12 protein-coding genes are annotated in these 13255 nt (G+C 72.0%); 2 read left to right on the forward strand and 10 right to left on the reverse strand.

Annotated elements, in window-relative coordinates:
* Nucleotides 1-82 precede the first annotated feature (82 nt).
* The 9 genes from gatB to OG440_RS10800 form a co-directional block, all read right to left on the reverse strand.
* Nucleotides 83-1597, reverse strand: coding sequence for an Asp-tRNA(Asn)/Glu-tRNA(Gln) amidotransferase subunit GatB (gene gatB / locus OG440_RS10760; RefSeq protein WP_406006622.1), 1515 nt, complete (start codon nt 1595-1597; stop codon nt 83-85).
* Nucleotides 1598-1612: 15 nt separating this feature from the next.
* Nucleotides 1613-1852, reverse strand: coding sequence for a hypothetical protein (locus OG440_RS10765; protein ID WP_020131415.1), 240 nt, complete (start codon nt 1850-1852; stop codon nt 1613-1615).
* On the reverse strand, nt 1849-3351 hold the full coding sequence (gatA, locus tag OG440_RS10770; RefSeq protein ID WP_406006623.1) for an Asp-tRNA(Asn)/Glu-tRNA(Gln) amidotransferase subunit GatA: 1503 nt from the start codon (nt 3349-3351) through the stop codon (nt 1849-1851). The genes OG440_RS10765 and gatA overlap by 4 nt, the downstream gene beginning before the upstream one ends.
* A gap of 5 nt (nt 3352-3356) precedes the next feature.
* Entirely contained in the window at nt 3357-3653 is a 297-nt protein-coding gene (gene gatC, locus OG440_RS10775) for an Asp-tRNA(Asn)/Glu-tRNA(Gln) amidotransferase subunit GatC (protein ID WP_007384860.1), read from the reverse strand.
* A 97-nt stretch (nt 3654-3750) separates the two neighbouring features.
* Complete coding sequence (locus OG440_RS10780; protein ID WP_406006624.1) at nt 3751-6006, reverse strand: putative bifunctional diguanylate cyclase/phosphodiesterase; 2256 nt, start codon at nt 6004-6006, stop codon at nt 3751-3753.
* Nucleotides 6007-6274: 268 nt separating this feature from the next.
* Complete coding sequence (gene ligA, locus OG440_RS10785; protein ID WP_406006625.1) at nt 6275-8467, reverse strand: NAD-dependent DNA ligase LigA; 2193 nt, start codon at nt 8465-8467, stop codon at nt 6275-6277.
* A 15-nt stretch (nt 8468-8482) separates the two neighbouring features.
* A complete protein-coding gene (locus OG440_RS10790) occupies nt 8483-9484 on the reverse strand; it encodes a methionine synthase (protein ID WP_406006626.1) in 1002 nt (333 codons plus the stop codon).
* A 50-nt stretch (nt 9485-9534) separates the two neighbouring features.
* Nucleotides 9535-10233 (reverse strand): SDR family oxidoreductase, encoded by a 699-nt coding sequence (locus OG440_RS10795; RefSeq protein WP_406006627.1) that lies wholly within the window; start codon nt 10231-10233, stop codon nt 9535-9537.
* Nucleotides 10234-10251: 18 nt separating this feature from the next.
* The gene (locus tag OG440_RS10800; RefSeq protein WP_406006628.1) at nt 10252-10815 is read right to left on the reverse strand and encodes a TIGR00730 family Rossman fold protein; all 564 of its coding nucleotides are present in this window, start codon (nt 10813-10815) and stop codon (nt 10252-10254) included.
* Nucleotides 10816-10865: 50 nt separating this feature from the next.
* On the opposite strand from OG440_RS10800, the gene OG440_RS10805 reads away from it, so the two are divergent.
* Nucleotides 10866-11204, forward strand: a complete 339-nt coding sequence (locus OG440_RS10805; protein ID WP_406006629.1) for a DUF427 domain-containing protein — start codon at nt 10866-10868, stop codon at nt 11202-11204.
* Nucleotides 11205-11257: 53 nt separating this feature from the next.
* Nucleotides 11258-12043, forward strand: coding sequence for an alpha/beta fold hydrolase (locus tag OG440_RS10810; RefSeq protein ID WP_406006630.1), 786 nt, complete (start codon nt 11258-11260; stop codon nt 12041-12043).
* 3 nt (nt 12044-12046) lie between these two features.
* Here the strand turns inward: OG440_RS10810 and mnmA are convergent, their stop codons facing one another.
* Nucleotides 12047-13177 carry a tRNA 2-thiouridine(34) synthase MnmA gene (gene mnmA, locus OG440_RS10815; protein ID WP_406006631.1) on the reverse strand — a complete coding sequence of 377 codons (1131 nt, stop codon included), beginning with the start codon at nt 13175-13177 and terminating at the stop codon, nt 12047-12049.
* Nucleotides 13178-13255: the final 78 nt, after the last annotated feature.

Below are 13255 nucleotides of genomic sequence, written 5' to 3' on the forward strand. Positions count from 1 at the left end.
GCGCGTCGAGCTGAGAAGGGAGACGCCCCGGGGGACGCGCCGGTGCGGCGCGTCCCCCCGGGGGGCGAGGAAAACGGCGGGGTCAGACCTCGCCGACGCCCAGCTTCTCCAGGATGAGCTCCTTGACGCGGGCCGCGTCGGCCTGCCCGCGCGTGGCCTTCATCACCGCGCCGACCAGGGCGCCGACCGCGGCCACCTTGCCGCCGCGGATCTTGTCGGCGATGCCCGGGTTGCCGGCGATGGCCTCCTCGACGGCGGTGGTGAGCGCGCCGTCGTCGGAGACGACCTTCAGGCCGCGCTTGTCGACGACCTCGTCCGGGGTGCCCTCGCCCGCGAGGACGCCCTCGATGACCTGACGGGCCAGCTTGTCGTTCAGATCGCCCTTGTTCACCAGCTCGGTGACCCGGGCGACCTGCTCCGGCGTGATCGCCAGCTCGTCGAGCGGGACGCCCGACTCGTTGGCGCTGCGGGCCAGTTCGCCCATCCACCACTTACGGGCGGAGGCCGCGTCGGCACCGGCGTCGATGGAGGCGACGATCAGGTCCAGCGCACCGGCGTTGGTGATCGACTGCATGTCGTTGGCGGAGATGCCCCACTCGGCGAGCAGCCGTCCCCGGCGGACCAGCGGAAGCTCCGGCAGACCGGCCCGGATCTCCTCGACCCACTCGCGGGACGGGGCGATCGGCACCAGGTCGGGCTCCGGGAAGTACCGGTAGTCCTCGGCCTCCTCCTTCACGCGGCCCGAGGTCGTCGACCCGGTGTCCTCGTGGAAGTGGCGGGTCTCCTGGACGATCGTGCCGCCGTCGTTCAGCACGGCGGCGTGCCGCTGGATCTCGAAGCGGGCCGCACGCTCCACGGACCGCAGCGAGTTCACGTTCTTCGTCTCGGACCGGGTGCCGAACTTCTCCCGGCCGTGCGGGCGCAGCGACAGGTTCACGTCGCAGCGCATCTGGCCCATCTCCATGCGGGCCTCGGAGACGCCGAGCGCCTTGATCAGCTCGCGCAGCTCACGGACGTACGCCCGCGCGACCTCGGGGGCGCGCGCGCCGGCTCCCTCGATCGGCTTGGTGACGATCTCGATGAGCGGGATGCCTGCGCGGTTGTAGTCCAGCAGGGAGTGGGACGCACCGTGGATACGGCCGGTGGCGCCGCCGACGTGCGTCGACTTGCCGGTGTCCTCCTCCATGTGGGCGCGCTCGATCTGCACCCGGAAGGTCTCGCCGTCCTCCAGCTGTACGTCGAGGTAGCCGTCGAAGGCGATCGGCTCGTCGTACTGGGAGGTCTGGAAGTTCTTCGGCATGTCCGGATAGAAGTAGTTCTTCCGGGCGAAGCGGCACCACTCGGCGATCTCGCAGTTCAGCGCGAGACCGATCTTGATCGCGGACTCGATGCCGATCGCGTTGACGACCGGAAGCGCGCCGGGCATGCCGAGGCAGGTGGGGCAGGTCTGCGAGTTGGGCTCGGCGCCCAGCTCGGTCGAACACCCGCAGAACATCTTCGTCTTGGTGCCGAGTTCGACATGGACCTCGAGGCCCATGACGGGGTCGTACGACGCCAGCGCGTCCTCGTACGACACCAGGTCGGTCGTGGTGGTCACGGTGTAACTTCCCTCTCAGCCCAGCAGGACGTCGTCGTCGCCCAGCCGCTTCAGCTCGCGGTAGAGGATGGCGAGTCCGGTGACGATGGCGACGGCGGACACGGTGGCGTCGATCAGGACCAGGGTGTCCTTCTCGGCGCGGGCCTTCTTCAGCCGCTTGGCGACGCCGAACGCGCCGAACGCGGTCCCGGCGATGGACAGGTACGTACCGGACTTGGACTTCTTGAAGCCCTTGGCCTTGTTCAGTGCGCTCACAGCGACGGAGCCTCCTCGAGAAGCGGGTGACCCCACCTTTCCACGAAGGCGGCCTCGACGGCGGCGCCGACCTTGTAGAGCCGGTCGTCCTTCAGCGCCGGGGCGATGATCTGGAGACCGACCGGGAGGTTGTCCTCCGGGGCGAGACCGCAGGGCAGCGACATGGCCGCGTTGCCCGCGAGGTTGGTCGGGATGGTGCACAGGTCGGCCAGGTACATCGCCATCGGGTCGTCGGCACGCTCGCCGATCGCGAAGGCGGTGGTCGGCGTCGTGGGCGACACGATCACGTCGACCTGCTCGAAGGCCTTCTCGAAGTCCCGCGTGATCAGCGTGCGGACCTTCTGCGCCGAGCCGTAGTACGCGTCGTAGTAGCCCGAGCTCAGGGCGTACGTGCCGAGCATGATGCGGCGCTTGACCTCGGGGCCGAAGCCCGCCTCACGGGTGAGGGAGGTGACCGCCTCCGCGGAGCGGCTGCCGTCGTCGCCGGTCCGCAGGCCGTAGCGCAGGCCGTCGAAGCGGGCGAGGTTGGACGAGCACTCGGACGGCGCGATCAGGTAGTACGCCGACAGGGCGAGGTCGAAGGACGGGCAGTCCAGCTCGACGATCTCGGCGCCCAGTTCCTTCAGCAGCGCGACGGACTCGTCGAACCGCTGGATGACACCGGCCTGGTAGCCCTCGCCGCGGAACTGCTTCACGACACCGACGCGCATGCCGTCGACGCTGCCGTTGCGGGCGGCCTCGACGACCGGCGGGACCGGCGCGTCGATGGACGTGGAGTCCATCGGGTCGTGCCCGGCGATGACCTCGTGCAGCAGCGCCGCGTCCAGGACCGTACGGGCGCAGGGGCCGCCCTGGTCGAGGGAGGACGAGAAGGCGACCATGCCGTACCGCGAGACCGCGCCGTACGTGGGCTTCACGCCGACGGTGCCGGTGACGGAGGCCGGCTGGCGGATGGAGCCGCCGGTGTCGGTGCCGATCGCCAGGGGCGCCTGGAAGGAGGCGAGCGCGGCGGAGGAACCGCCGCCGGAGCCGCCGGGGATCTTGGTCAGGTCCCAGGGGTTGCCGGTCGGGCCGTAGGCGCTGTTCTCGGTGGAGGACCCCATGGCGAACTCGTCCATGTTGGTCTTGCCGAGGATGACGACGTCGGCGGCCTTCAGCCGCCGGGTGACCGTCGCGTCGTACGGCGGGATCCAGCCCTCGAGGATCTTCGAACCGACGGTCGTCGGGATGCCCTCGGTGGTGAAGATGTCCTTGAGCGCGAGCGGGACGCCGGCCAGCGGACCGAGCTTCTCGCCCCGCTCCCGCTTCGCGTCGACGGCGCGGGCCTGGGCCAGCGCGCCCGCACGGTCGACGTGCAGGAAGGCGTGGACCTTCTCGTCGACGGCCTCGATGCGCGCCAGGTGCGCCTCGGTCACCTGGACGGCCGTGAGCTCGCCGGAGGCGACCTTCGCGGCGGTCTCGGCGGCCGTGAGCTTGATGATGTTGACGTTGTCCGTCATGGCGGTTAGTCCTCCCCCAGGATCTGCGGCACCTTGAAACGCTGCTGCTCCTGGGCCGGGGCGCCGGAGAGCGCCTGCTCGGGGGTGAGCGACGGACGGACCTCGTCCGCCCGCATGACGTTCGTCAGCGGGAGCGGGTGCGAGGTCGGCGGTACGTCTTGGTCGGCGACCTCGCTGACGCGGGCGACCGCGCCGATGATGTCGTCCAGCTGTCCCGCGAAGTGTTCGAGCTCTTCGGGCTTCAGCTCCAGACGCGCCAGCCGGGCGAGGTGGGCGACCTCCTCGCGCGTGATGCCAGGCATGCAGCGTTCCTCTGGGGTGGAGTGAGTGTGTGGTCTGGGCCCAATCCTAGGCTGCCGCGCGGGCTGCCCGTGAAACGGTTTGCCACGGCGGGGCCCGCTACTCGTCCGACGCCGCCGCCGGGAGTGCCGCCGCGGGACGCTGCCAGCCCCGTGAACCGCGGGCCCGCAGCCAGGCCGTCGTCTCCTCCGGGGGCATCGCCGCGGCCACCAGCCAGCCCTGGACGGCGTCGCAGCCCAGGTCGCGCAGGCGCTCCCAGGTCTCGTCGTCCTCGACGCCCTCGGCGACCACCAGGAGCCCCAGCGAATGGGCGAGGTCGACGGTGCAGCGCACGATCTCGGCGTCCTCGGTGTCGACGGCCAGCCGGGCCACGAAGGAGCGGTCGATCTTCAGCTCGCTCACCGGGAGTCGGCGCAGGTGCACCAGGGAGGAGTACCCGGTGCCGAAGTCGTCCAGCGACATCTTCACGCCGTGCCCGGTCAGCGCGTTGAGGGTGTCGGCGGCGCGCTGCGGGTCCTCCAGCAGGACGTGTTCCGTTATCTCCAGTTGGAGCGCTCCCGCGGGCACTCCGTGCCGGGCCAGCCGGGCCGCGACCGAACCGGCGAAGCCGGGGGTGTGGACGTCGCGCGGGGAGACGTTGACCGCGACCGGCACGTACAGCCCCTGGGCCCGCCACCTGGCGACCTGGCCGAGCGCCGTCTCCAGCACGTACTCCGTCAGGTGGGGCATCAGCCCGGACGACTCGGCGATCGCTATGAACTCGTCCGGCGGCACCTTCCCGCGCTCCGGGTGCACCCAGCGGACCAACGCCTCCAGCCCCGCCACCTGCCCGTCGAAACGGACCTTCGGCTGGTAGTGCAGTTGCACCTCGTGCGCGTCGAGCGCCCGCCGCAGGTCGCCGAGCAGGCCGAGCCGGTCGGGAGTGTTGGAGTCCCGCTTGGACTCGTACACCTCCACGCCCGTACGGTCCCGCTTGGCCTGGTACATCGCCACGTCGGCCCGGCGCAGCATGCCCTCCGCGTCGAGGGCGTGGTCGGGGAAGACGGCGACGCCGGCGCTGGCCTCCAGGACGAGGGTGAGGCCGTCGAGGTCGAGCGGTGAGCCTAGGTCGGCGACCAGCCCGCGGGCGATCCGCGCCGCCGAGGTCGTGGAGTCGGCGACGGGCAGTAAGACGGCGAACTCGTCCCCGCCGAGGCGGGCGACCTCCGCCCCGCGCGGCAGGGCGAGCTTGAGCCGCTCGGCTATCTGGAGCAGCAGCCGGTCACCGGCGAGATGGCCGAGGGTGTCGTTGACCGAGCGGAAGCGGTCGAGGTCGATCAGCATCAGGGCGGCCCGGGCGCCGATGCGCTCGGCGTCGTCCAGGGCGGTCCAGATGCGTTCCAGGAGCCACTGGCGGTTGGGCAGTCCGGTCAGCGGGTCGCGCAGCTGTTCCTCGGCGCGGGCGCGGGCTATCCACAGGGTGGAGTCGAGGGCGATGAGCGGAATGGCGAACAGCGGCAGCAGGATCGGCTTGGCCACGGCCACCACGCAGATCAGCGGCGCGATGCCCAGCAGGGCGACCGCGACCAGGCCCTGCCGGACCAGGGCCGTGCGGGCGACGGTGGGCAGTCCGCCGGAGCGCGGGGTGTGCAGATACCAGAGGAGGACACGGGTGACCGCGAGGTAGGCGACGGCCACCGACGCCACCTGGGGGCCGGTGTAGACCGTCCAGCTGTCGGGCGTCCAGGGCCGCTCCACGGAAGGTATCCGTCCGCAGGCGGCGAGCAACAGCGCGCCCGCGCCGATCCCGAGGATGTCCACCGCGCCGTGCAGGACGCCCTGCCGCCAGCGGTGGCGCCTGGCTATGCCGACCAGGACGACGACGGTGAGGCTGACCAGGCCGGCCGGCACCCAGCCGTACAGCAGCAGGACGGCGAGGGTGAGCGCGGCGCCGGAGCCGGTGCCGCCCCACCAGCGGGCGCGGCCGAGCAGGACCAGGTGGCCGACGATGACGCCGGCCAGCAGGGCGAGCGCCCAGCCGGCCGTGCCGGACGGGAAGAGCGCGTGGTGGCCGGTGAACGCGCGGTAGAAGCCGGCGCCGAGGGCGAAGGCGGCCGCGGAGACGACCGAGGCGGGCAGTGCGGGCCAGGACAGCTGCCGGTCGGCGTCGGTGTCGGGCGGTCCCGGATGCGGGGCGGAGGCGGCGCGGAGGTCCAGCGCGGGATGGGGCGTCGGGAGGGGCGCGGTGTGCGGCACGTAGGCCTCCGCGCCCGGAGGCCGCTCGGAGCGCCCCGTCCACCGGCTCGCCCACCAGACGCCGGCGACCCGGCGCCGGCGCAGCCGTTCGTCCGGGGCGGCGCTCTCGGTCGGTTCCATTCCCGTCCCTCTCACAGCCGGCGGTGCCCAGCCCCGCGGCCCGTTGCCCGTCAACCCCGGGCGGCGCCGCGTTGGAGAACCCTTTCCCCAGCTCACCAGGAGCAGGGGGATGCCCCGACCGCAGCTGGGCACGGCAGGCGCACGTCTCAACAGTAGGCCGCAGAAGGCTTCTACGGGCAGCGGTCGTCGACGGTTGCCCGAATGCGCCCCGGCCACCCGTATGCATCTGGTATGCGCCGATCGGGTGACCTTCAACCACCGCGCCTCGCTACTCCTCGACCGGAAGGGCCACTTCGGCCGCCGCCTCGGGTCCCTGTTCCAGCAGGACGGTGAAGCCATCCTCGTTCAGAACCGGCACCTTCAGCTGCATCGCCTTGTCGTACTTCGATCCCGGATTGTCACCCACAACGACGAAAGATGTCTTCTTCGAAACCGAACCGGTCACTTTCGCCCCTTGGTTCTGTAGGGCGTCCTTGGCGGCGTCACGGGTGAACTGTTCGAGGGTGCCGGTGACGACGACCGTCAGCCCTTCGAGAGGACGTGGTCCCTCGTCCTCCCCGGAGCCCTCGTCCTCCATGCGGACGCCGGCGGCCCGCCACTTGCGCAGGATCTCCTGGTGCCACTCCTCCGCGAACCACTCCTTGAGCGAGGCCGCGATGATGGCGCCCACCCCGTCGGTGGCCGCCAGCTCCTCCTGCGACGCCCGCTCGATCCGCTCGATCGAGCGGAACTCGCGGGCCAGCGCCTCGGCCGCGACCGGTCCGACGTGCCGGATCGACAGGCCGGTGAGGAGGCGCGCCAGCGGGCGCTCCTTGGCGGCCGCGATGGTCTCCAGCATGGCGAGCGCGTTCTTCTTCGGCTCGCCCTGCTGGTTGGCGAAGACCGTGGCGATCTTCTCCTCGCCCGTCTTCGGGTCCCGCTTGGGCAGTCCGCTGTCCTGGTCGAGGACGTACGCCCTGATGGGCAGCAGCCGGTCGATGGTGAGGTCGAAGAGGTCGCCCTCGTCCCGCAGCGGCGGGTCGGCCGGCTCCAGCGGGCGGGTGAGGGCGGCCGCGGCTACATAGCCGAAGTGGTCGATGTCCAGCGCCTTGCGGCCGGCCAGGTAGAAGACCCGCTCACGCAACTGGGCCGGGCAGGAGCGGGCGTTGGGGCACCGCAGGTCGATGTCGCCCTCCTTCATCGGCCGCAGCGGCGTACCGCACTCCGGGCACTCGGACGGCATCACGAACTCGCGCTCGCTGCCGTCACGCAGGTCGGCGACCGGGCCGAGGATCTCCGGGATCACGTCACCGGCCTTGCGCAGCACCACGGTGTCGCCGATCAGGACGCCCTTGGCCTTGACGACCTCCTGGTTGTGCAGGGTGGCGAACTCGACCTCGGAGCCCGCCACCGTGACCGGTTCGACCTGGGCGTACGGCGTCACGCGTCCGGTACGGCCGACGCCCACACGGATGTTGACGAGCTTGGTGTTGACCTCCTCCGGCGCGTACTTGTAGGCGATCGCCCACCGGGGGGCACGGGCCGTGGAGCCCAGCCGCCCCTGGAGGCGGATCTCGTCGAGCTTGACGACCACGCCGTCGATCTCGTGCGCCACCGAGTGCCGGTTCTCGCCGTAGTAGGCGATGAACGCCCGTACGCCGTCGAGGTCGCCGACCACCTTGTTGTGCGGGGAGGTGGGCAGACCCCAGGTCCGGAGGAGGTCGTAGGCCTCGGAGAGACGGACGAGACCCTCGTAGCCCTCCAGGGCGCCGATGCCGTGCACGACCATGTGCAGCGGGCGGGAGGCGGTGACGCGCGGGTCCTTCTGGCGCAGTGAACCGGCCGCCGCGTTGCGCGGGTTGGCGAACGGCTTGTCGCCCGCCTCGACCAGACGGGCGTTCAGCTCCTCGAACTTCTCCATCGGGAAGAAGACCTCGCCCCGGATCTCCACCAGGGACGGCACCCCGTCGCCGGTGAGCCGGTCGGGGATCTCCGCGATGGTGCGCACGTTGGGCGTGATGTCCTCGCCCGTGCGGCCGTCGCCACGGGTCGCCGCGCGCGTGAGACGGCCGTTCTCGTAGGTGAGGTTGACGGCGAGACCGTCGACCTTGAGCTCGCACAGGAAGTGGTACGCGGAGCTGCCCACGTCCTTGTGGACGCGCTCGGCCCACGCGGCGAGTTCCAGGTCGTCGAAGGCGTTGTCGAGCGAGAGCATGCGCTCGCGGTGCTGGACGGCCGTGAACTCCGTGGCGTACGCGCCCGCGACCTTCTGGGTCGGCGAGTCGGGCGTCCGCAGCTCGGCGTACTCCTGCTCCAGTGCCTCCAGGGCGCGCAGCAGCCGGTCGAACTCCGCGTCGCTGATGACGGGAGCGTCCTTCACGTAGTACCGGAAGCGGTGCTCCTCGATCTGCTCAGCCAGCTGCGCGTGCTTCTCCCGTGCCTCGCTGGGCACCGTCGTCTCCGCTTGCCTGTCGCCGGCCACCGTGTCGTCCTCCCGTTACTCTGGGTTGTCCGCGAGGGATCTCGCCGCCCGGACGCAGTGTGCGAGGGCCTGGCGCGCGTACGCGGGGGAAGCTCCCGCGAGGCCGCACGACGGCGTGAGCGTGATCGCCTCGGTGAGCAGCCCCGGTCGCAGCCCCAGCCTGCGCCACAGCGTCCTGACACCCATGACGCTACCGGCAGGGTCCGACAATGGGGTGTCCACGCTCGGCACGACACCGGCGAACAGCCGGGTGCCGCCTTCCACCGCCTCGCCGATCGTGTCGTCGTCACGCTCGGTGAGCAGCGAGAAGTCGAAGGAGACCGCCGCCGCGCCGGCCCGGCGCAGCAGGGCGAACGGGACGTCGGGGGCGCAGGAGTGGACCACGACGGGGCCGTCGCCGTTCACCCCGACGACCTCCCGGAGGGTCGCCTCCACCACCTGCCGGTCCACGGCGCGGTGGGTGTGGTAGCCGCTGGCGGTCTTCACCTGGCCGCGCAGGACCGCGGTCAGGGAGGGTTCGTCGAGCTGGAGCACGATCTGCGCGCCGGGCAGACGGCGCCGCACCTCGTCGAGGTGGAGGCGCAGGCCCTCGGCGAGCGAGCCGGCGAGGTCGCGGCGGGCGCCGTGGTCGGAGAGCACCGACTGCCCGTTCCTCAGCTCCAGCGCGGCGGCGAGGGTCCAGGGCCCGACGGCCTGCACCTTCACCTGACCCTCGTAGCCCTGCGTGAACTCCTCCAGCGCGTCGAGGTCCTCCCCGAGCCAGGACCGGGCCCGTTTGGTGTCCCGGCCCGGCCGGTCGCCGATCCGCCAACCGCTGGGCTCCACGCGCGCGAACAGCTCGACGAGCATCCCCGCGGTGCGGCCGATCATGTCGGCGCCCGGGCCGCGGTCCGGCAGCTCGGCGAGGAACGGGAAGTCCTCGAAGGACCCGGTGGCGGCCTTGGCGGCCTCGCGGGCGTCACCGCCGGGCAGGGAGCCGACGCCGGTGGCGGGACCGAAACTGAAGTGTGCGTTCACGGGTGAAGCCTACGTAGGTGCGGGAGCCCGCCTCGCCCCCGCCTGGGCCCTCACCGTCCCGGCCGCACCGTCAGGTCGTTGACCTCCGCGTCCCGGGGCAGGTCGACGGCCATGAGGATCGTCGTGGCGACCGACTCGGGGTCGATCCACTCCCCCGGGTCGTACTCCTTGCCCTCCTGCTGGTGGACCTTGGCCTGCATGGGGCTGGCGGTGCGGCCCGGGTAGACGGAGGTGACGCGTACGCCGTGCTCGTGCTCCTCGGCGCGCAGGGCGTCCGCCAGCGCCTTGAGGCCGTGCTTGGAGGCGGCGTACGCGGACCACTCGGCGCTCGCCCGCAGGCCCGCCCCGGAGTTCACGAAGACCACGTGCCCCCGGGCGGCCCGGAGCTGGGGCAGGAAGTGGCGGGTCAGCTCGGCCGGGGCGATCAGGTTGACGTCGAGCTGGTGGCGCCAGGACTTCGGGGTCAGCTCGCCGACCGGGCCCAGGTCGACCACGCCGGCGATGTGCAGCAGCGAGTCCACCCGGTCGGGGAGCGTCTGGTGGGAGAACGCCCAGCTCAGCTTGGCGGGCTCGGCGAGGTCGCCGACCAGGGTCCGGGCCCCGGGGAACTCCGCCGCCAGCTCCTTCGCGCGGCCCGCGTCGCGCGCGTGCAGCACGAGTTCGTCCCCGCGCGCGTGCAGACGGCGGGCGACGGCCGCGCCGATGCCGGAGCCGGCTCCGGTGATCACATGAGTAGCCATGCCCGCCATGCTCGCATCAGCGGGGGACTACTCGACGCCCTGCCCCGCGTCGGCCGCCGCCGAGGTCACGGCTTCCAGGTAGACGAGCGCCGCGACCGGTTCCTCCGCGAAGAACACCAGGTCGGCGAGGGGGCGGGGCAGGAACCCCTCGTCCTCCATGCGCCGGAACTGCTCCTTGAGGCCGTCGTAGAAGCCCGCGGTGTTGAGCAGCACGACCGGCTTGTCGGTGTGCCCGTGCTTCTTCAGCTCGAGGATCTCGGTGGCCTCGTCCAGCGTCCCGGTCCCGCCGACCATGATCACGACGGCGTCGGACTTCTCCAGCAGGAGGCGCTTGCGCTCGGCGAGGTCCCGCGCGATGACCATCTCGTCGGCCCCGGCCCGCGCCTTGGCCGCGAGGAAGGTCACCGACACCCCGCACAGCCGGCCGCCCGCCTCCTGCACACCGTCGGCGACCACCTTCATCAGGCCGGAGTCGGAACCGCCCCACACGAGGGTGTGGCCGCCCTTGCCGAGGAGTTCGGCGAACTCGCGCGCGGGGCGGGTGTAGCGGTCGTCGAGGTCGGCGGCGGAGAGGAAGACGCAGATACGCATGCCGCCACCGTACGCGGGAAGAACCGGCGGCCCGTGGGCGCTGTTCCTGCATGACCCGAGGACACACGATCACCATCGAACGCGACGACCGGCACGTCAGGGTCGTCCACGGGGGCCGGGTGCTGGCCGAGACCGACCGGGCGCTCGCCCTGCGCGAGACCGGCTGTCCGGTGCGGTACTACATCCCCGCCGAGGACGTACGGCTCGACCTGCTGACCCCCTCCGACACCCACACGCACTGCCCGTTCAAGGGCACGGCGTCCTACTGGTCGCTGCCGGACGCGGCCGACCTCGTCTGGGCCTATCCCGATCCCAAGCCCGACGTCGCCGAGATCAGGAATCACCTGTGCTTCTACGAGGTCGAGGTCTCGGAGGCGGAAGTCTCGTGAGCATCGGTGTCGTAGGCCGATGACCGCCGTGCCGTGCGGCAGTCTGCACTGGCATGGACAAGAAGACCATTTCGCGCGACGGCACCGAACTCGCGTACGCACGCGCCGGCGAGGGGCCCGCGGTCATCCTGGTGAGCGGGGCGATGTCCACGGGCGGCACCATGGCGCCCCTGGCCGGGTTGCTCGCGGACCGCTTCACGGTGCTCCGGTACGACCGCCGGGGCCGCGGGGAGAGCGGCGACACGGCACCGTACGCGGTGGCACGCGAGGTCGAGGACCTCGCGGCCCTCATCGACGCGGCGGGCGGCGAGGCGGCGCTCTACGGCATCTCCTCGGGCGGCGCGCTGGCGCTGGAGGCGGCGGCCGCCGGGCTGCCGGTGCGGCGGGTGGCCGTGTACGAGACGCCGTACGCCCTGGACGAGGAGGGCGTACGCGAGCGCGCCGCGTACACCGCCGACCTCACCGAGGCGCTCGCGCAGGGGCGGCGCGGGGACGCCGTCGAGTTGTTCCTGCGGCTGACCGGGCTGGCCGAGGAGATGATCCGGGGCGCCCGCCGGTCCCCGATGTGGGAGGGGATGGAGGCCATCGCGCCGACCCTGGCCTACGACGACGGCGTGATGGGCGGCGGGGCGGTCCCCCGGGAGCGGCTTGCCTCGCTCACCGTCCCGGTGCTGGCGGCGGCAGGACAGGCCAGTCCGCCGTGGCTGCGCGAGGCCACGCGCGCCGTCGCGGACGCGGTCGCGGACGGCACGTACCGCGAGCTCGAAGGCCAGACCCACATGGTGGACCCGAGCGTCCTCGCGCCGGTGCTGGCGGAGTTCCTCGGGTCGGACGGCTGACGGTCAGGCCACCCCGGCCGTCGCCCGCACGGTGGTCGCGATCGTCGCCGAGCCCACCACGCGCGTGTCGTCGTACAGCACGATCGCCTGGCCGGGGGCCACGCCCCGGACGGGCTCCGTGAAGGTGACCTCGAGGGTGCCGTCGACGAGTTCGGCCCGCACCTCGGTCTCGCCGCCGTGGGCGCGCAGCTGGGCCGTGTAGGTGCCGGGGCCGGTCGGGGCGGCGCCGCACCAGCGGGGCCGGATCGCGGTCAGGGCGCGGACGTCCAGGGAGGCGGCCGGGCCGACCGTCACCGTGTTGTCCACCGGGGAGATGTCGAGGACGTAGCGCGGCTTGCCGTCGGCGGCCGGGACGCCGATGCGCAGGCCCTTGCGCTGGCCGATGGTGAAGCCGTACGCGCCCTCGTGGGTGCCCACCTTCGAGCCGGACTCGTCGACGATGTCGCCCTCGGCCTTGCCGAGCCGCTTCGCGAGGAAGCCCTGGGTGTCGCCGTCGGCGATGAAGCAGATGTCGTGGGAGTCGGGCTTCTTGGCGACCGCCAGGCCCCGCCGCTCGGCCTCCGCGCGGATCTCGCCCTTCGTGGTCACCGTGTCGCCGAGGGGGAAGAGCGCGTGGGCGAGCTGCCGGTCGTCGAGGACGCCGAGGACGTAGGACTGGTCCTTGGCCATGTCGGAGGCGCGGTGCAGCTCGCGCGTGCCGTCCTCGTTGACGAGGACCTTCGCGTAGTGGCCGGTGCACACCGCGTCGAAGCCCAGCGCCAGCGCCTTGTCGAGGAGCGCGGCGAACTTGATCTTCTCGTTGCAGCGCAGACAGGGGTTGGGGGTGCGGCCGGCCTCGTACTCGGCGACGAAGTCGTCGACGACGTCCTCGCGGAAGCGGTCGGCGAGGTCCCAGACGTAGAACGGGATGCCGATCACGTCGGCCGCGCGGCGGGCGTCGCGGGAGTCCTCGATGGTGCAGCAGCCCCGCGCGCCGGTGCGGAACGACTGCGGGTTCGCGGAGAGGGCGAGGTGGACACCGGTCACGTCGTGGCCGGCTTCGGCGGCGCGGGCGGCGGCGACGGCGGAGTCGACCCCGCCGGACATGGCGGCGAGTACGCGAAGGGGGCGGGAGCGCTGCGAGGTCTCAGTCATAACCCTTCCAGGGTACGGGTCGCCGGGAACCGGAGCCCGCGAGTATCCGTTGACGATCACAAGGGGCGAGGAAGGGCA

This window comes from Streptomyces sp. NBC_00637 (assembly GCF_045161545.1).
Taxonomy (GTDB): Bacteria; Actinomycetota; Actinomycetes; order Streptomycetales; family Streptomycetaceae; genus Streptomyces.

Bases quoted from the DNA above. Each gene is read 5' to 3' on its own strand.
- gatA (WP_406006623.1), bottom strand. From the start codon at position 3,351: ATGACGGACAACGTCAACATCATCAAGCTCACGGCCGCCGAGACCGCC.
- gatC (WP_007384860.1), bottom strand. From the start codon at position 3,653: ATGCCTGGCATCACGCGCGAGGAGGTCGCCCACCTCGCCCGGCTGGCG.
- OG440_RS10780 (WP_406006624.1), bottom strand. From the start codon at position 6,006: ATGGAACCGACCGAGAGCGCCGCCCCGGACGAACGGCTGCGCCGGCGC.
- OG440_RS10795 (WP_406006627.1), bottom strand. From the start codon at position 10,233: ATGGCGGGCATGGCTACTCATGTGATCACCGGAGCCGGCTCCGGCATC.
- OG440_RS10800 (WP_406006628.1), bottom strand. From the start codon at position 10,815: ATGCGTATCTGCGTCTTCCTCTCCGCCGCCGACCTCGACGACCGCTAC.
- OG440_RS10805 (WP_406006629.1), top strand. From the start codon at position 10,866: ATGACCCGAGGACACACGATCACCATCGAACGCGACGACCGGCACGTC.
- OG440_RS10810 (WP_406006630.1), top strand. From the start codon at position 11,258: ATGGACAAGAAGACCATTTCGCGCGACGGCACCGAACTCGCGTACGCA.
- mnmA (WP_406006631.1), bottom strand. From the start codon at position 13,177: ATGACTGAGACCTCGCAGCGCTCCCGCCCCCTTCGCGTACTCGCCGCC.